At 71.2% G+C, this 16,438-nt stretch carries 19 protein-coding genes and 1 pseudogene; 15 read left to right on the top strand and 5 right to left on the bottom strand.

The window, feature by feature from the left end; genetic code table 11:
• Positions 1 to 39: 39 nt before the first annotated feature.
• A complete protein-coding gene (locus ACFP1Z_RS00380) occupies positions 40 to 1,482 on the top strand; it encodes an amidase (RefSeq protein WP_390314078.1) in 1,443 nt (480 codons plus the stop codon).
• 6 nt (positions 1,483 to 1,488) lie between these two features.
• On the opposite strand, the gene soxR is transcribed toward ACFP1Z_RS00380, so the two are convergent.
• The gene (gene soxR, locus ACFP1Z_RS00375; protein ID WP_390313603.1) at positions 1,489 to 1,971 is read right to left on the bottom strand and encodes a redox-sensitive transcriptional activator SoxR; all 483 of its coding nucleotides are present in this window, start codon (positions 1,969 to 1,971) and stop codon (positions 1,489 to 1,491) included.
• A gap of 40 nt (positions 1,972 to 2,011) precedes the next feature.
• Between soxR and ACFP1Z_RS00370 the strand changes: the two genes are divergently transcribed.
• The 3 genes from ACFP1Z_RS00370 (at position 2,012) to ACFP1Z_RS00360 (ending at position 5,093) form a co-directional block, all read left to right on the top strand.
• Positions 2,012 to 2,482, top strand: coding sequence for a MaoC family dehydratase (locus tag ACFP1Z_RS00370; protein WP_390313602.1), 471 nt, complete (start codon positions 2,012 to 2,014; stop codon positions 2,480 to 2,482).
• Positions 2,483 to 2,561: 79 nt separating this feature from the next.
• Entirely contained in the window at positions 2,562 to 3,980 is a 1,419-nt protein-coding gene (locus ACFP1Z_RS00365) for an aldehyde dehydrogenase family protein (protein WP_390313600.1), read from the top strand.
• Between the two features lie 24 nt (positions 3,981 to 4,004).
• On the top strand, positions 4,005 to 5,093 hold the full coding sequence (locus tag ACFP1Z_RS00360; RefSeq protein ID WP_390314077.1) for a Zn-dependent alcohol dehydrogenase: 1,089 nt from the start codon (positions 4,005 to 4,007) through the stop codon (positions 5,091 to 5,093).
• 2 nt (positions 5,094 to 5,095) lie between these two features.
• Here the strand turns inward: ACFP1Z_RS00360 and ACFP1Z_RS00355 are convergent, their stop codons facing one another.
• From ACFP1Z_RS00355 to ACFP1Z_RS00340, 4 genes are all read right to left on the bottom strand, one after another.
• Positions 5,096 to 5,305 (bottom strand): hypothetical protein, encoded by a 210-nt coding sequence (locus tag ACFP1Z_RS00355; RefSeq protein WP_390313599.1) that lies wholly within the window; start codon positions 5,303 to 5,305, stop codon positions 5,096 to 5,098.
• Positions 5,302 to 5,460: a hypothetical protein gene (locus ACFP1Z_RS00350; protein ID WP_390313598.1), complete on the bottom strand. Its 159-nt coding sequence runs from the start codon at positions 5,458 to 5,460 to the stop codon at positions 5,302 to 5,304. The genes ACFP1Z_RS00355 and ACFP1Z_RS00350 overlap by 4 nt, the downstream gene beginning before the upstream one ends.
• Positions 5,457 to 5,669 (bottom strand): hypothetical protein, encoded by a 213-nt coding sequence (locus ACFP1Z_RS00345; protein ID WP_390313597.1) that lies wholly within the window; start codon positions 5,667 to 5,669, stop codon positions 5,457 to 5,459. The genes ACFP1Z_RS00350 and ACFP1Z_RS00345 overlap by 4 nt, the downstream gene beginning before the upstream one ends.
• 97 nt (positions 5,670 to 5,766) lie before the next feature.
• Positions 5,767 to 7,062, bottom strand: coding sequence for an RNA-guided endonuclease InsQ/TnpB family protein (locus ACFP1Z_RS00340; protein WP_390313596.1), 1,296 nt, complete (start codon positions 7,060 to 7,062; stop codon positions 5,767 to 5,769).
• Between the two features lie 7 nt (positions 7,063 to 7,069).
• On the opposite strand from ACFP1Z_RS00340, the pseudogene tnpA reads away from it, so the two are divergent.
• The 11 genes and pseudogenes from tnpA to ACFP1Z_RS00285 all read left to right on the top strand — a co-directional run.
• A pseudogene (gene tnpA / locus ACFP1Z_RS00335) lies at positions 7,070 to 7,309 on the top strand (IS200/IS605 family transposase); the annotation flags it as partial.
• A gap of 13 nt (positions 7,310 to 7,322) precedes the next feature.
• Positions 7,323 to 7,523 carry a DUF397 domain-containing protein gene (locus ACFP1Z_RS00330; protein WP_390313595.1) on the top strand — a complete coding sequence of 67 codons (201 nt, stop codon included), beginning with the start codon at positions 7,323 to 7,325 and terminating at the stop codon, positions 7,521 to 7,523.
• Between the two features lie 139 nt (positions 7,524 to 7,662).
• Positions 7,663 to 8,037 carry a hypothetical protein gene (locus ACFP1Z_RS00325; RefSeq protein ID WP_390313593.1) on the top strand — a complete coding sequence of 125 codons (375 nt, stop codon included), beginning with the start codon at positions 7,663 to 7,665 and terminating at the stop codon, positions 8,035 to 8,037.
• A gap of 38 nt (positions 8,038 to 8,075) precedes the next feature.
• Positions 8,076 to 8,435: a hypothetical protein gene (locus ACFP1Z_RS00320; protein WP_390313592.1), complete on the top strand. Its 360-nt coding sequence runs from the start codon at positions 8,076 to 8,078 to the stop codon at positions 8,433 to 8,435.
• Positions 8,436 to 8,505: 70 nt separating this feature from the next.
• Positions 8,506 to 8,874 (top strand): hypothetical protein, encoded by a 369-nt coding sequence (locus tag ACFP1Z_RS00315; protein WP_390313591.1) that lies wholly within the window; start codon positions 8,506 to 8,508, stop codon positions 8,872 to 8,874.
• 201 nt (positions 8,875 to 9,075) lie between these two features.
• Entirely contained in the window at positions 9,076 to 9,786 is a 711-nt protein-coding gene (locus tag ACFP1Z_RS00310; protein ID WP_390313590.1) for a hypothetical protein, read from the top strand.
• Positions 9,787 to 9,951: 165 nt separating this feature from the next.
• A complete protein-coding gene (locus ACFP1Z_RS00305) occupies positions 9,952 to 10,497 on the top strand; it encodes an SRPBCC family protein (RefSeq protein ID WP_390313589.1) in 546 nt (181 codons plus the stop codon).
• A 12-nt stretch (positions 10,498 to 10,509) separates the two neighbouring features.
• Complete coding sequence (locus tag ACFP1Z_RS00300; RefSeq protein WP_390313588.1) at positions 10,510 to 12,141, top strand: class I adenylate-forming enzyme family protein; 1,632 nt, start codon at positions 10,510 to 10,512, stop codon at positions 12,139 to 12,141.
• Positions 12,138 to 13,736, top strand: a complete 1,599-nt coding sequence (locus ACFP1Z_RS00295; protein WP_390313587.1) for a class I adenylate-forming enzyme family protein — start codon at positions 12,138 to 12,140, stop codon at positions 13,734 to 13,736. Before ACFP1Z_RS00300 ends, ACFP1Z_RS00295 begins: the two co-directional genes overlap by 4 nt.
• A gap of 74 nt (positions 13,737 to 13,810) precedes the next feature.
• The gene (locus tag ACFP1Z_RS00290) at positions 13,811 to 14,842 is read left to right on the top strand and encodes an NADPH:quinone reductase (RefSeq protein WP_390313586.1); all 1,032 of its coding nucleotides are present in this window, start codon (positions 13,811 to 13,813) and stop codon (positions 14,840 to 14,842) included.
• Positions 14,843 to 15,065: 223 nt separating this feature from the next.
• Positions 15,066 to 16,286, top strand: a complete 1,221-nt coding sequence (locus ACFP1Z_RS00285; protein WP_390313585.1) for an MFS transporter — start codon at positions 15,066 to 15,068, stop codon at positions 16,284 to 16,286.
• The last annotated feature ends 152 nt before the right edge of the window (positions 16,287 to 16,438 follow it).

Genomic DNA, 16,438 nt, shown 5'->3' with positions numbered 1-16,438 from the left:
TTCGACCGGCGCGCCCAGGGCGAGGAAGAGGCGGACGGCATGGGGCAGTTGCACGACCTGACCGCGTGGGAGCAGGGCGAGGCGATACGGCAGGGGAAGCTCTCGCCCGTCGAGCTGACCGAGCACTACCTGGAGCGCATCGGACAACTCGACGAGAAAGTCGGGGCGTTCGTCACCGTGACCCCGGAGCTCGCCCGCGAGCAGGCGGCCCGGGCCGAGCGCACGGCGACGGCCGCCCGCCGCGAGGGCCGTGAACTGCCGCCGCTGCACGGCGTTCCCGTGCCGGTGAAGGACCTCAATCTGGTGGCCGGGGTGCGCTGCACGATGGGTTCGGCGGCGCTGGACGACTTCGTGCCGGCCGTCGACGACCATGTGGTGACGCGCATGCGCGAGGCGGGCACGGTCATGCTGGGCAAGACCAACACCCCCGAGTTCGGGGCACCGCCGCACACCGAGAACGATGTGGCGCCGCCCGCCCGCACCCCCTGGGACCTTTCCTGCTCGGCGGGCGGTTCCAGCGGCGGCGCGGGCGCGGCGGTGGCGGCGGGTCTGGCGCCGGTCGCGCACGGCACCGACGGGGGCGGCTCGATCCGCGTCCCCGCGTCGGTGTGCGGGCTGTTCGGCCTCAAGCCGAGCCGGGGCCGGGTGAGTTCGGGCAAGGTGCTCTACGACGTGACGGGCCTGACCACCTCGGGCCCGATCGGCCGTACGGTCGCCGATGTGGCCGCGCTCCTGGACGTCCTGGCCGGCCCCGAGCCCGGCGACCCGTACACCTCGCCCGCGTTGCCGCCCGGCGAGACCTTCCGGGGCCAGGTCCACCGGGAGCCGGGCCGGCTGCGGGTCGCGCTGGTGACGCGGCCGCCGGTGGCGGGCATCGAGGTGCACCCCGACTGCCGGCGCGCGGCGGAGGAGGCGGCCGTCCTGCTGCGGGAACTGGGCCACGAGGTCCAGCCGGTGGCCCTGCCCGACGAGCCGCACATGGCGGAGGCGTTCGTCCAGGTGTGGGAGGTGATGGCGGCGGCACGGCCGGTACCGGAGGAGCGGGAGGACAGGCTGCTGCCGCTGACGCGCATGCTGCGCGAGCGCGGACGCGAGGTCAGCGGCCCGGACTTCGCCCGCGCCCTGTACCACATGCGCGTCGTCACGCACCTGGTCGCCGACGCCGTGCAGCGGCCGGGCACGGGCTACGACGTCATCCTCAGCCCGACCCTCGCGCAGCCGCCCCGGCCGGTGGGCGCCCTGCGCGACGATACGAACCCCGAGGCCGAGTTCCTGAAATCGGTGGGCTTCACGCCGTTCACCCCCCTGTACAACATCACCGGGCAGCCGGCGGTGAACGTCCCTCTGCACTGGACCGGGCAGGGCCTGCCCATCGGCGTCCAGCTCGCCGCCCGCTACGGCGACGAGGCCACCCTCATCTCCCTGTCGGCCCAGCTGGAACAGGCCAGGCCCTGGGCCCACCGCCACCCCGAACTGTGGTGAGACGCTTCAACACGTCCCGGGCCCGCACTCCTTCTTGCGCTCGAAGAGCAGCCGCGAGCCGCTGCCGCGTTCCCCGAGCCGGTCGTCCGGGTTGGACAGCACACAGCTGTCCAGCGACAGACAGCCGCAGCCGATGCAGTCGCTCAGGTGGTCCCGCAGCCGCTTGAGCTGGGTGATGCGCTGGTCCAGCTCCGCGCGCCAGGTCTCGGAGAGCCGGGCCCAGTCCTCGCGGGTGGGGGTGCGCTCGTCGGGCAGTTCGGCGAGCGCGCCCCGGATCGTGGCCAGCGGGATGCCCACGCGCTGCGCGGCCCGGATGAAGGCGACCCGGCGCAGCGCGTCCCGCGAGTACCGGCGCTGGTTCCCGGAGGTGCGCCGGCTGCTGATCAGGCCCTTGGTCTCGTAGAAGTGCAGCGCCGAGACGGCCGCGCCGCTGCGTGCGGACAGCTGGCCGACGGTGAGTTCCTGGACCTTGTTCGAAATCTGCGGCACGGTGCAAGACCCTACGGCACGTGTTTCGAGGAGGAGCGTCATGGTGGAACCCAGAGTCTTCGGCTCGGTGGCCGAGCTGCGGGCGGCGGTCGGCGAGGAGCTCGGCCCCGGTGACTGGCTCGAAGTGGACCAGCGGCGCATCGACGCCTTCGCGGACGCGACCGGCGACCACCAGTGGATCCACGTCGACCCCGAACGCGCGGCGGCCGGCCCCTTCGGCACGACCATCGCCCACGGCTACCTCACGCTCTCCCTGCTGCCCGCGCTGCTGCCGCGGCTGATGCGCGTCGAGGGCGTGCGCATGGGCATCAACTACGGGCTCAACCGGGTGCGCTTCCCCGCACCCGTCCCGGCGGGCTCCCGGCTGCGGGCACGGGCACGGCTGATGGACGTCACGGAGCTCCCCGGGCCGGAACGGGCGGTGCAGCTGACGACGGCGGTGACGGTGGAGCGCGAGGGAAGCACGAAACCGGTGTGCGCGGCGGAGTCGTTGAGCCGTTTCTATCTCTAGGCGCGGGCGCCCTGGTGTGTGCCGGTGACGGCGATTAGGTTGAGCGCGTATCCGTAAAGACGTCAGGAGGCGACGGACCGTGAGTGCGCATGACGGCATGTACATCGACGGCAGTTGGCGCCCGGCCGTGGGCAAGGACACCATCGACGTCGTGAACCCGGCGGACGAGCAGGTCATCGGGACCGTGCCCGCCGGCACCGCCGCGGACGTCGACGCCGCCGTGCGCGCGGCCCGGGCGGCGCTGCCGGGGTGGGCCGCCACCGCCCCCGCGAAGCGCGGGGAGTACCTGACGGCGCTGCGGGACGCGCTCGCCGCCCGGCAGAGCGAGATCGCCGCGACCGTCACCGCCGAACTGGGCGCGCCCACCGGTTTCGCGCAGCGCGTGCACACGGGCCTGCCGATCGCCGTGGCGGGCTCGTTCGCCGAACTCGCCGCCTCCTACGCCTTCGAGGAGAAGATCGGCAGCTCGACGGTCCTGCACGAGCCGGTCGGCGTGGTCTGTGCGATCACGCCGTGGAACTACCCGCTGCACCAGATCGTCGCCAAGGTCGCCCCCGCGCTCGCGGCGGGCTGCACGGTCGTCCTCAAGCCGGCCGAGGACACCCCGCTCACGGCGCAGTTGTTCGCCGAGTGCGTGGACGCGGCCGGCATTCCGGCGGGCGTCTTCAACCTCGTCACCGGCCTCGGCCCGGTCGCGGGCCAGGCCCTGGCCGAGCACCCGGACGTCGACCTGGTCTCCTTCACCGGTTCGACGGCCGTCGGCAAGCGCATCGGCGCGCTGGCGGGCGGCGCGGTCAAGCGCGTGGCCCTGGAGCTGGGCGGCAAGTCCGCGAACGTGATCCTGCCGGGCGCCGACCTCGCGAAGGCGATCGCCACCAACGTGGCGGACGTCATGCGCAACACGGGCCAGAGCTGCAACGCGCTGACGCGCACGCTCGTGCACGCCGACCAGTACGAGGAGGCGGTCCGCCTCGCGGCCGAGACCGTCGCCTCGTACATCCCGGGCGACCCCACCGACCCCGAGGTGCGCCTGGGCCCCGTCATCAACGCCAAGCAGCGGGAGCGGGTGCGCGGTTACATCGCCAAGGGCGTCGACGAGGGCGCCCGCGTCGTCACGGGCGGGAAGGACGCGCCGGAGGGCCGGGAGAAGGGCTACTTCGTCCGCCCGACCGTCTTCGCCGACGTCACCCCGCAGATGACCATCGCGCGGGACGAGATCTTCGGCCCGGTCCTGTCCTTCATCAAGTACGAGACGGAGGACGAGGCCGCCGCCATCGCGAACGACTCGGTGTACGGGCTGGGCGGCGCGGTGTGGGCGGCGGACAAGGACGAGGCGGTCGCCTTCGCCCGGCGTATGCAGACGGGCCAGGTCGACATCAACGGCGGCGGCTTCAACATCCTGGCCCCGTTCGGCGGTTACAAGGAGTCGGGTGTGGGGCGCGAGCTGGGGGCGCACGGCCTGGCGGAGTACCTGCAGACGAAGTCGCTCCAGTTCTAGAGGGTTCGTGGAAAGGTGACCGCCATGGTCCGCGCGGCCGTACTCCCCGCCGTGGGCGCCCCCTTGCGGGTCGCCGAGATCGACCTGCCCGAACCCGGGCCGGGCCAGGTCCGTATCAAGCTCGCGGCGGCGGGCGTCTGCCACTCGGACCTCTCCCTGTCCAACGGCACGCTGCGCCAGCCCGTGCCCGCCGTCCTCGGCCACGAGGGCACGGGCACGGTCACGGCCGTCGGCGAGGGCGTGGACGGAGTGGCGCCCGGCGACCGCGTCGTCCTCAACTGGGCTCCGGCCTGCCGCGCTTGTCACTTCTGCGGCCTGGGCGAACCGTGGCTGTGTACGGACGCGGCCGCCGCCTCCGCCGTCCCGTACGCCACCCTCGCCACCGACGGCTCGGCCCTCTATCCGGGCCTGGGCACGGCGGTCTTCGCCGAGGAGACGGTCGTCCGGGCGAGCGCCGTGATCCCCCTGCCGGACGGCATACCGCTCGCCGAGGCGGCCCTGCTCGGCTGCGCCGTCCTCACCGGCTACGGCGCCGTGCACCACAGCGCGCGGGTGCGGGCGGGCGAGTCGGTCGCGGTGTACGGCGCCGGCGGGGTGGGCCTGGCGACCATCCAGTCCGCGCGGATCGCGGGCGCGGGGGCGGTGGTGGCCGTGGACTCCTCCCCGCAGAAGGAGGAGTTGGCGCGGGCCGCCGGTGCGACGGACTTCGTCCTGGCCGACGGTGACACCACGGCCAAGCGGGTCCGTGCGGCGGCCGGCGGGCTGGGCGTCGACGTCGCCATCGAGTGCGTGGGCCGCGCGGAGACGATCCGCACGGCTTGGTCCTCGACGCGGCGGGGTGGCCGCACGACGGTCGTCGGCATCGGTGGGAAGGACGAGCAGGTCGCGTTCTCGGCTCTGGAACTCTTCCATTTCGGGCGTACGTTGTCGGGCTGCGTGTACGGCAACAGCGACCCCGCACACGACCTCCCGATCGTCGCCGCACACGTCCGGGAGGGCCGCCTGGACCTGTCCGGGATGGTCACGGACCGGATCGGGCTCGGCGACATCCCGGAAGCGTTCGCCGCGATGCGGGCGGGGCGGGGCGGACGGTCGCTGGTGGTGTTCCCGTAACGTCATCCCCGGTGCTCCCGCACCCAGTGCGTGTCGGCCTCCCGCTGGTACCGGGCTTCGGTGGAACGGTCGTTACGGGTACGGGCCTCACGGCGCGCTTCGATGAGCCGCCCGCACTCCGCGCAGTCGGCGGCGGAACCCCGTACGGGCACCCCGGGCCCGGAGGCGTGCGGCACCGGTACGACGCGGTACTGGTTCGTCGGGTCGGTCATCCGTGGGCCTCCTTGCGGTGCGCGGTGAACTGCGCGTGGAGCTCAATCCCCTGGAGCGTGCGTCCTTCGCGGACGGCGACTGCGCGGGCCAGGATCAGCCGGACACAGATACGGCAAAGCCGCTCGGGCGGCCAGGAGTTGCTGTCCCCGCTCACCGGCCGCCGTCCCGCCCCTGGCGGCTACGGGCGTTGGCGACGGCGACACGTCTGCTCAACGTCTCCGCGTGCGCGGACCGCAGGTGACGGCCCAGGGCCTCGGTGAGCTGAGCGGCGGCTGCGTCCCGGCCGTCGGCCAGGGCTTGCCAGTGCGCTTCTGCGATCTTGTCGCAGTTCGCGCAACGAGTGTCGCCTTGCGGCGTCGTCATGGTGTTCGATCCTCCGAGTGTCCCGGGGACCCGGAACGGGTAACTCCCGTGTTGCGGGATGTGGTGAGGTTTCACCTCCAGTGTGTCCCCGCAGCCGCTACGGTCGGCCACATCCGGTTGGACACTGGTTGACGTGCTCCCTGGTCTGAAGTCCAGGGATTCCGGCCTGGGTCGGCTGACCCTTCCGGGGGCTTCCTGCTTCACCGCGCTGTGCCGGGACTTTCGCCCTGGTCTTACCGGCGCTCCACGAGGCGTTTGGCGTCTCCGCCCGTCCGGCGGCGACGATTCGGCGTCCTTCGAAGAGGACGTTGCGGGCTGCGTTGTGGTCGCGGTCGTGCACGGTGCCGCATGCGCCGCACGTCCACTCGCGGACGTGGAGGGGCTTGGGGCCGTCCCGGAATCCGCAGACCGAGCAGACCTGAGAGGACGGGAAGGCCCGGTCCACCTTGGCGAAGGTGCGGCCGTGCTTGACCGCCTTGTACTCCAGCATGCCGACGAACGCGGACCATCCGGCGTCGTGCACGGACTTGGCGAGCCGGGTGTGGCCGAGGCCGGACACCGCGAGGTCTTCCACGTACACCGCTTGGTTGTCGCGAATGATCTGTGTGGAAGCCTTGTGGTGGAAGTCCCGGCGCCGGTCCGCCACTTTGGCGTGCTGGCGTGCGACCTTGAGGCGGGCCTTGGCCCGGTTCTTCGATCCCTTGGCCTTGCGGGACAGCTCCCGCTGGAGGCGCTTGAGTTTCTTCTCCGCCCGGCGCAGGAAGCGCGGGCTGTCGATCCTGCTGCCGTCGGACAGGACGGCGAAGGCGGACAGGCCGAGGTCGATACCGGCGTCGGCCTCCGCCTCCGGGAGGATGTCCGGCTCGGTGTCCACGACGAAGCTGAGGAAGTACCGGCCGGAGCTGTCCTTGGTGACGGTCAGGGACGTGGGCGCCGTCGGAAGCCGGCGGGACCACTTGACCTTGAGGCTGCCGACCTTGGCCACGTACACCGTGCCGTCATCCTGGAGGGAGAAGGCGTTGGCGTTGAGACGGATCGACTGCCGGGTGTCCTTCTTCGATTTGTAGCGGGGAGGGCCGACCTTGCGGCCCTGCCGCTTGCCCCTGACCGAGTCGAAGAAGTTCTTGTAGGCGGTGTCCAGGTCCCGCAGGGACTGTTGCAGGACGACCGCCGACACATCGGCGAGCCAGGCACGTTCCTCGGTGCGCTTGGCCTGGGTGATGCGAAGCCGGGACAGCTCGGCCGACTTCACATACGGCAGCCCGGCCGCGTGCGCTTCCTTCCGGTCACGCAGACAGTCGTTCCACACCACCCGTGCGCACCCGAACGCACACGCCAGCGCACGGCGCTGGCCAGCGTCCGGATAGGCCCGGAAGTTGTAGCGGAGCTGCACACCAAAGATGCTACTACGGTTGGTCTCATGGATTGAGGGGAACGACTACAGGCGGGGCAGACACGTAGTTTCGGCGATGCATGTGCACTTGGTCTTTGTGACGAAGTACCGGCGCGGGGTGTTCAACGACGAGATACTGACGCGCTGCGAAGAGATCAAGCGCAAGGTCTGCGAGGACTTCGAAGCGGAGCTGGAGGAGTTCAACGGCGAACGCGATCACGTCCACCTCCTGATCAGTTGCCGCCCCGCACCCTGACGCAATGTCAAGCACCGCACATCGCAAGAACACCTACACCCCGAACCAACAAAGCGGCCGCCTCGAAGTCACCGACCGCCACCCGGAATTCATCCCCGTCCGCGACAGCAAAAACCCCACCGGACCCACCCTCCTCATACCCAACTCTGCCTGGACCACGTTCATAACCACCGTCACTACGACGAACGGCTCCCTCACGAGCTGAGATCAACCCCCACCCGCTAATAGGCCGAATCATCCCTTCGGGTAGGCATTCGTCAACCGTCTTCCGAAACATCCCCGAAAGGGAGACTCTCCCCATGGACGGCGCCGCTCCGGCGCCACCACGGGGGAAGGAGACTCCCATGCCCGGTCTCAAGCGCCTGGCCCAACTCGGCGTCACCGCAGTCGCGGCAACAGCCCTCATCGGCGGCCTCTCCGCCAACGCCCAAGCCGCCACGGGGAACCTGTTCTACACAACAGCCGACGGCGCCCAGCACGTCATCACCGACCCGGTCGACTTCGTCTGCTACTCCCTGGAGGACGGCGGGGCGGTCTTCGCGAACAACCAGACGGACGAAAACGCCTTCTTCTACCAGGACTCGAACTGCCTGGTCTCCGTCGTCGTGGGCGCAAAGGTGCCGTCCAAGCAATCCAGCGTCATCATCCCGTCGGCGCATTCCGTGCTGGTCGCCAACGCGCCCACCCCCGCGCAGGCCCGACCCCGCGCCCACGCCTGACCCAACAGGCCGGCTCCGACAACGGGGAAGGTAGCCCCATGCTCCCACTCAAGCGAGTGGCCCAACTCGGCGCGACAGTCACCGCCGCGATCGCCCTCATCGGCGGATTCTCCGTCAACGCCCAAGCAGCCAACGGGTTTCTGTCCTACATCACGGCGGACGGCCAAGAGGTCATCGTCCCGGACCCCTCCGACACCATCTGCTACACCACCTCGGATGGCGGGGCCATCTTCGCAGACAACGGCACGGACGAGCCCATCACCTTCTACACGGACTCGAACTGCTTCGGGGGCGGCATCACGGTGCCGGTCGGCGGATCCCAGCACTTCGACCAGCCGCAGCACTCCTTCGCCGTCGCCGGACTCCCCGGCAAGGCCCAGACCCGCACCCACGCCTGAGCCCAATCGGAAGGCCACCCCACAGGCCTCAGACACACCCATGCCACCACCACGGGGGAAGGAGACTCTCATGCTCCAGCTCAAACGCCTGGCCCAACTCGGCGTGACAGCAGTCGCGGCAACAGCACTCATCGGCGGCCTGTCGGCCAACGCGGAAGCAGCCACGGGGACTTTGTTCTTCACGACGAACAGCGGCGCCCAGGGCCAGCTTCACGACCCGGTCGACGGCGTCTGCTACTTCTTCGACAACGACCCAGCGGTCTCGGCACTCAACAACACGAACGAAACCGCCTTCTTCTTCACGGACACATTCTGCAACACGCTGGGCCGCGTAGTGCCTTCCGGCGCCGCCGACAGCTTCCCGCCGCAAGGCTCCGTGGCCTTCTTCGGCGTCGGCGCCCAGAGCCCCGGACAGGTCCAGGCCCACACCCGCGCGTAACCCGCACCGGGTGATCACCCCGCAGGCCCGAGCTGCCCACCGCTCGGGCCTGCGGCACGCCCCCCATTGTGCGCTGCATCACACCGCTCCCGACTTGTTGAGGACGAAGCCGGAACCGTAGGTTCCACATAAGGGCCCGGGACGAAAGTCCCGGACCTTTATCCCCCCACCGGCACGCCCTCGTCCCCAGGAGCGCCCGAAATGCGACCGACCCCCCTCGTGAGAGCCAGCCTCGGCCTGACCACCGCGATAGCCATCCTGACGGCGACCGCCCTCCCCGCCGCAGCCGCGAGCACCCCCGCCCCGCAGACAACGATCACGCAGACCGCGAACGACTCCGTGACCGCAGGCTGGCTGACCGACGCGGAACGCAAGGCGCTGGCGCCCTTCGTCACATTCGACGGCAAGAGCTACAGCCTGGACGCGGAAGGCGCCAAGAAGGCCGGCGTGAGCCAGAAGGCGATCGACGCCGTGAACACGGCAGTTGCCCGTCTCAACGACCTCCTGGCCAAGCAGAACGTCGTGGAGTCCAAGGACAGCGAGGGCGTGACGATCGCCCCGTCGGCGACGAAAACAGCGGCGCCGGGGATCACCGTCCGCAGCGCGACCGAGGAAAAGCAGATCGTGGACGGGATCACGGTCAAGGTCACCTGGTTCGGCCTGCTGATCCACTTGGACTCGTTCGTCACGGGCAAGGTCCAGGCGGGCGTGGACATCACGAAGGACATCGTCCAGATCGCGACCAGCGTCCTCACGCTGGCCTCCCTCGGCAGCCTCCTCCCGGTAACCCTCCTCGCGTCCGCCGCAGCGGACCTGGGGTCGAAGGTCGTCTCCTTCTGCACGACCCGCAAGGGCGAGCTGTACGTCTACATCACCTGGGCAGGCGTCCCGGTCTGCAACCCCCTCGCCTGATCCCATAGCCCGGTAACTCCCCGCCTCAAGGTGGCAGCCGCTCCCCCGGCCGCCACCTTGAGGCGCGTCACGTCGTTGAGCCAAATCCCTTGTATCCAGGGGGACTTGACTTACCCACGGCCCGCACTTTGACCGGCCCCAGGACCCCGCTGCCACCCTCCTGGTGTGACCTCAAACACTTTCGAGAACAGGCCGCTCTTTCTCACGAGCGCCGATGTCCGTGTGTCCGCGACACCCGAGGACGTCTATGCCGTGATCAGTGATCTGCCGCGCTGTGGCGAATGGAGCGAGGAGTGCCGGGGTGGCGAGTGGATCTCGGGTGAACCCGCCACCGTGGGCGCGGTGTTCCAGGGCGAGAACCTGCGCAGCCCGGACGTCGTGTCGTGGGCTCCGGTGGTGCGTGGCACCTGGCACACACGGTGCGAGGTCGTCGCCGCCGAGCCGGGCCGTACGTTCCGCTGGGCCATGCTCGACGACGCGGGCCGGAAACAGGAAAGCGTGTGGGCTTTCGACATCACGGCGGACGGCGACGGCAGTGTGCTGACGCACCACTTCCGGATGGACGCCCCCACCGAGGGAATCGTCGGCATCACCTCGGAGATGGACGACGCGGAGAAGCGGCGATTCCTGCGGGAGTGGGGCGAGAAGATCTCCCACGATCTCGTCACGACGCTCGACCGCATCAAGGCGGTCGTGGAGAAGCGGGTGTGAAAGGGCGGACAGGTGCTCTTACAACGTATTGGAAACCAGGGCATTCGGCTCGGGACGCTCTTCGAGCGAGCCGCTGCCCGGCACGGCACGAACATCCTCGTTCTCGACCATGACCTCGACGTGGCACCGGAGTTGGGCCGCCGGGCGACCATGGCCGAGGTGGCCGAGCTGGTGGCCGAACTCGCCTCGCGGCTGTGGGCCGCGGGGGTCCGGCCGGGCCGGCGCGTGGTCGTCCACAAGTCCGACGGCTTCGACATCACCCTGCTGGCCTGCGCCGTGGCGCGGACCGGGGCCGTACCGGTGTTGCTGTCGCCGGCGCTGGACGGCGCGACGGCCGCCGAACTCGTGCGCCGCACGGGCCGGCCGTTCCTGGTCACCGACCGGGACAAGCTGGAGAACGAACTGCCGGGGGACGTGGCCGGGCTCGTGGAGCGGCTGGTGCTCGTCCGCGGAGACCGCGGCGACCGCAGCGACCGCGGCGGTCACGGCAGTCACGGCGGTCACGGCGGTCACGGCGACGCCGTCGGGCTCGACTCCCTGGCCGGATGCCGGCGCGTCGGCCCGGTGCTCATGCCCGCCGACCACCCGACTCTGATCACGCACACCTCGGGCACCACCGGAACCCCGAAGCTGGCGGTGCACACCGGTTTCAGTCTGCAGTCGCGCTACCGTCCCCAGGCGGCCGCCCTCAGGCCGCTGGTCCCGGGGCGTGAAACCGTCGCGATCCACGTGTCGTTCGTGCACTCCCGGCTCTTCACGGCGCTCGCGATCTCACTGCTGCGCGGCTTTCCGCTGCTGGTGCTCCGCGACGGGGACCCGGAACACGTCGGTGAGCTGTTCGCCCGGCTGAAGCCGGGCATCCTGGAGGCGCACCCCAACTCCTTCATGGAATGGGAGGCGCTGGCGGACGACCCGCGCGGCCCGCTGTCCCACGTCAGGCTGTTCAGCAGCACCTTCGACGCGATCCACCCGCGCACCGTGCACCGTCTGCTGCGGGCCACCCGGCGCCCGTCGGCCGTCTTCGGCCAGCTCTACGGACAGAGCGAGGTGGGGCCGGCAGTGGTGCGGGGTTTCACCCGGCGCCGCGCCCTCGACGACGACGGCCGCTGCGTCGGCATGCCGTTCCCGGGAATGACCGGCGTACGGGTGGTCAGCCGCGACGGCAAACCGACGTCCCGGCAGAACCCGGGGTACATCGAGGTCCGCAGCGACGGCCGGATCGTCACCTATCTCGGGGAGCAGGAGCGCTACGACGCCCAGGTGTCCGAGGGCGGCTGGTGGCGCATGGGCGACCTCGGCTACCGCACGAAGTGGGGCTGTATTCATCTGCTGGACCGCGAGGTCGACCTCATCGACGGCTTCGGCAGCACCCTCGCCGCCGAGGACACCCTGTTCGGGAAGCTGCCGGAGCTCACCGAGGTCATCATCGTCCCCGGCGCGGACGGCGAGGCCGTACCGGTGGTGTGCACCAAGGACGACCGGCCCCTCGACCCGGCCGCCTGGCAGCGCGCGGCGGCCGCGCTGCGGCCGATGGCGCAGCCCGTCCAGTGGAGGCTGGACGATCTGCCGCAGACCGCCACCACCAAGATCAAGCGGCTGGAGCTCGCCAGGCTGCTGGCCGCCGGAAGCCAGGGGGAGCGATGAGCTCGGAGCGCAAGCACGGCGGGATCCTGCAACGCCTCGGCAACAGGGGCATCCGGCTGGGCACGGTCTTCGACCGGGCGGCCGCGCGGCACCCCGCGAGCCCCGTCTACCTCGACCACGACCTCGACATCGCCCCGGGGCTGGGCCGCCGGGTGACCCTGACGGAAATCGCCGCTCTCGTCGACGACTTCGCCGCCCGGCTGTGGGCCGCACACGTCCGTCCCGGGGACCACGTGGTCATCCACAAGTCGGACAGCTTCGACATCTCCCTGCTCGCCTACAGCGTCGCGCGCGTCGGCGCCGTACCGGTGCTGTTCTCGCCGAAGCTGGACGGGACCACGGTCTGCCGGCTGCTGCGGCGCTTCGACCGGCCGACCCTGGTCACCGACCGGGCCAAGCTGGAGAAGGAGCTCCCTGCCGACGTCTTCGGGCCGGCCGAGCGGGTCCTGGCCGCCGTCGGCGACTTCCCCGGAGCGGTGCCACTGGAGTCGCTCGCGGGCGCCCCACACGTCCGTCCCGTGACCAGGCCGCAGGAGCTGCCCGCGCTCATCACCCACACCTCGGGCACCACCGGCCTGCCCAAGCTCGCAGTGCAGACCGGGCTCACCGTCCAGGCCCGCTGCCGTCCGCAGTCGGTGCTGCTCGCCCCCGTGAGCCGGCACGAACCCCTCGCCATCCACGTCTCGTTCGCCCACTCCCGCATGATCAGCGGCGCGGCACTGTTCGCGCTGCGCGGCCACCCGCTCATCGTGATGCGGGACGACGACCCGGAGCGGGCGGCCGAGTTGTTCGCCCGGATACCCCCGGGAGTGATCGAGACCCATCCCAACACGCTGCTGCACTGGGAGACCCTGGCGGACCACCCGGCGAAGCCGCTCGCCCGTGTCCGCTGCTTCAGCAACACCTTCGACGCCATCCACCCCCGCACCGTGAAAACCCTGCTGGGCGCCTCGGAACGGTCCGCGCCGTTCTTCGCCCAGACGTACGGACAGAGCGAGACAGGCGCCATCGCCGCCCGCACCTACACCCGCCGGCACCGGGCCGGTGCCGACGGCCGCTGCGTGGGCCGTACCTTCCCCGGCATGACCGAGGTACGGGTCGTGAGCCGGGACGGGAAGCGGCCGACGAAGGACTCGCCGGGCCGCATCGAGGCCCGCAGCGGCGGACGCATCATCACCTATCTCGGGGAGCGGGAACGCTTCGACGAGCAGTTCTCCGACGGCGGCTGGTGGCGCATGGGCGACCTCGGCTACCGCACGAAGTGGGGCTGCCTGCACCTGCTGGACCGGGAGGTCGACGAGATCCCGGGCATCAGCAGCACCCTGGAGATCGAGGACAAGCTTTTCACGTGGCTCCCGGAACTGCTGGAGGTCATCATCCTCCCCGCCGGGAACGGCGCCCCGGTCCCCGTGGTGTGCACCCGCGGTGACGTACCGCTCGACCGCAGCCGGTGGCGGGAGGCGGTCACCGGTCTGCCGGCGCTGGCGGAGCCGGTGCAGCGACGGCTGGACGAACTGCCGCACACCGCCACCACGAAGGTCAAACGGCTGGAGCTGGCCCGCCTGCTGGCGGCCCCCGGGACACCTTCCCGGTGACAGTTCGCAGAGAAGCGCCGCGCCCGGGGCCGCCGGAAGACTCTGCGCCAACGGAGTCGCCAACGGAGTCGTTCATGCACGCGGCCTTCGTCGAGAAGCTGGGGCCCCCGGAGAACATCCGCTACGGCAAGCTTCCGGCACCGGTGCCGGGCGCGAACGAGGTCCTGGTCGATGTCATGGCGACCACCGTCAACCCGGTGGACACCTTCGTCCGCTCCGGGCTGTTCCGTACCCCGGTCGCGTTCCCGTTCGTCATCGGCCGCGACCTGGTCGGCACGGTCGCGGCCGCCGGGCCGGACGCCCCCGGCTTCGCCGTCGGCGACCCGGTCTGGTCCAACAGCCTCGGCCACGGCGGCCGTCAGGGCGCCGCCGCCGACCAGGCGGTCGTACCCGCCGACCGCCTCTACCACCTCCCCCGCGGCGCGGACCCGGTCGAGGCGGTCGCCGTGGTGCACCCGGCCACCACCGCCTGGCTGGGGCTGTTCGTCCACGGCCGGGTCCGCACCGGGGAGACCGTCCTGGTGGCCGGGGCCGCCGGCAACGTCGGCAGCGCCCTGGTCGTCCTGGCCGCCGAGGCCGGCTGCCGGGTCGTCGCCACCGCCTCCGCGCGAGACGCCGGCCACTGCCGGGACCTGGGCGCGGCCGAGGTCCTCGACTACCGGGATCCGGACCTGGCCGAGCGCCTCGACGAGGCCGGCCCGCACGGAGTGGACGCCTGGTTCGACACCTCCGGCGAGAACGACCTGGACACCGCCGTCGGCCTGCTCGCCCCGCGTGGCCGGATCGTGCTGCTGGCCGGGGCCGGATCCCGGCCGGTCCTGCCGGCGGGGCAGCTGTACATGAAGGACTGCTCGGTCGTCGGCTTCGCGATCTCCCGCGCGACCGGTGCCGAACTCGCCGAGGCCGCCGCCGGCGTCAACCGGCTCCTCGCTGCCGGACGGCTGCGTCCCCGCTCCGTCGAGACGCTGCCGCTGAGCGCCGCGGCCGACGCGCACCGCCGGATGGAGCGGGGCGAACTGCACGGCAGGCGCGTGGTCCTGCTCCCCGCCCGGGAGCACGAGCACCAGAGCCGATCGCCCAACGGGCGTGTGACACAAGGGACTTGACGCACTGCCGGTGGAGCCGCGCGGTCCGCCGGACCGGGGGTGTACGGTCCAGTTCTTGCGGCACAACCGCGAGGAACGCAGGGCCTGTTGCCGACTGCGTGTCCGACACCTCCCACGCATCGCCCAGTTGCGAAGGCCGGCACAGCTCCGCGAGCCGCAGGACCGCGCTCGCCGCCGATCACGCGGTGCCCCGACGCCGGCGCACACCTAAGGAGAAAGTGGGATGTCCAGCCTCTCTGTTTCGACCAGTCGTCCGACGACTGGCGACCGGGGCTCGCCCGAGCAGGGCGGACTGTCGTCGACACTGGTGCTGGCCCTGGGCACCTTCGCCGTCGGCACCGACGCGTTCGTCGTCGCCGGGTTCCTGCCGTCCATGGCCCACGACCTGCATGTGTCGGAGGCCACGGCCGGGCAGTCGATCACCGTGTTCTCGGCCGCCTACGCCCTGCTCTCCCCCGTGCTCGCCACCCTGACCGCCCGCCTGCCGCGCCGCGCCCTGCTGGTCTCCGCACTGGTCGTGCTCGGCCTGGCCAACCTGCTGTCGGCGCTGTCACCGAACATGGCGGTGCTGATCATCAGCCGGGTGATCGCCGCGGCAGGCGCGGCCGCCTACACGCCCAACGCCGGTGCGGTGAGCGCCGCGCTCGTACGGCCCCAACTGCGGGCCCGGGCCCTGGCCGTGGTGGTCGGCGGCCTGACCGTGGCCACCGCCCTCGGCGTGCCGCTCGGCAACCTGGCCAGCCACTGGCTGGGCTGGCGCACCGCACTGGGCATCGTGGCCGGGCTGTGCCTGGTCATCGGCATCGGCCTGCGGGCCATCATGCCGAAGCTGCCCGGCAACGAGCGGGTACCCCTGCGGACCCGGCTCGCCGTGCTGCGCCGACCCGCCGTGCTGGCCGTACTGCCGCTCAGCGTCCTCGGCATGGGCGCCAGTTACGTGGCGTACGCCTACAGCGTTCCGGCGCTGGAGGCGGTCCACATCCCCCAGGGCGCGATCCTGTGGATGCTCTTCCTGTACGGCCTGGGCGCGGTGCTCGGCAACATCGCCTCCGGCTACGCCACCGACCGCTGGGGTTCCGTACGGGTCCTGACCGTCGGATACATCTGCATGACGGTGGCCCTCGGTCTGCTGGCCTGGCTCGCCGCCATCGACACCGCGCTGCAGGCCCTGGTCGGTCTGCTGGTCCTGCTCTGGGGCGCGAGCAGTTGGTGCCAGACACCCTCGCAGCAGCACCGGCTCATCGAGGTCGCCCCGCAGGAGGCCCCGCTCGTGGTCTCCCTGAACTCCTCCGGCATCTACCTGGGCATCGGCCTGGGCACCGTGCTCGGGGGCGTCATGCTCCCGTCCGGGATGCCGGCAGTGTACGGACTCGGGGCGGCCCTGGCGGTCGTGTCCCTGCTGTTCCTGCTGATCACCGCGCGCGCGACAGCACGACGGGGCTGACCCGGCGCCGCCGCCGAACTGTACGCCCACCTCACCCGGGCAGCAGTCCCGGTCCACCCCGCTCCCCGAGGCGGCGGCCACTCCCCGGCCGCCGCCTCGCCGGTACAGCACGCATGGAGCAACCGCGAAGTCGCCCACTCCGCCCGCGCGTT

Source organism: Streptomyces gamaensis (genome assembly GCF_042656465.1).
GTDB lineage: Bacteria > Actinomycetota > Actinomycetes > Streptomycetales > Streptomycetaceae > Streptomyces > Streptomyces gamaensis.
The sequence above is the reverse complement of the archived record's forward strand: the minus strand, read 5'-3'. Positions and strand labels throughout refer to the sequence as shown.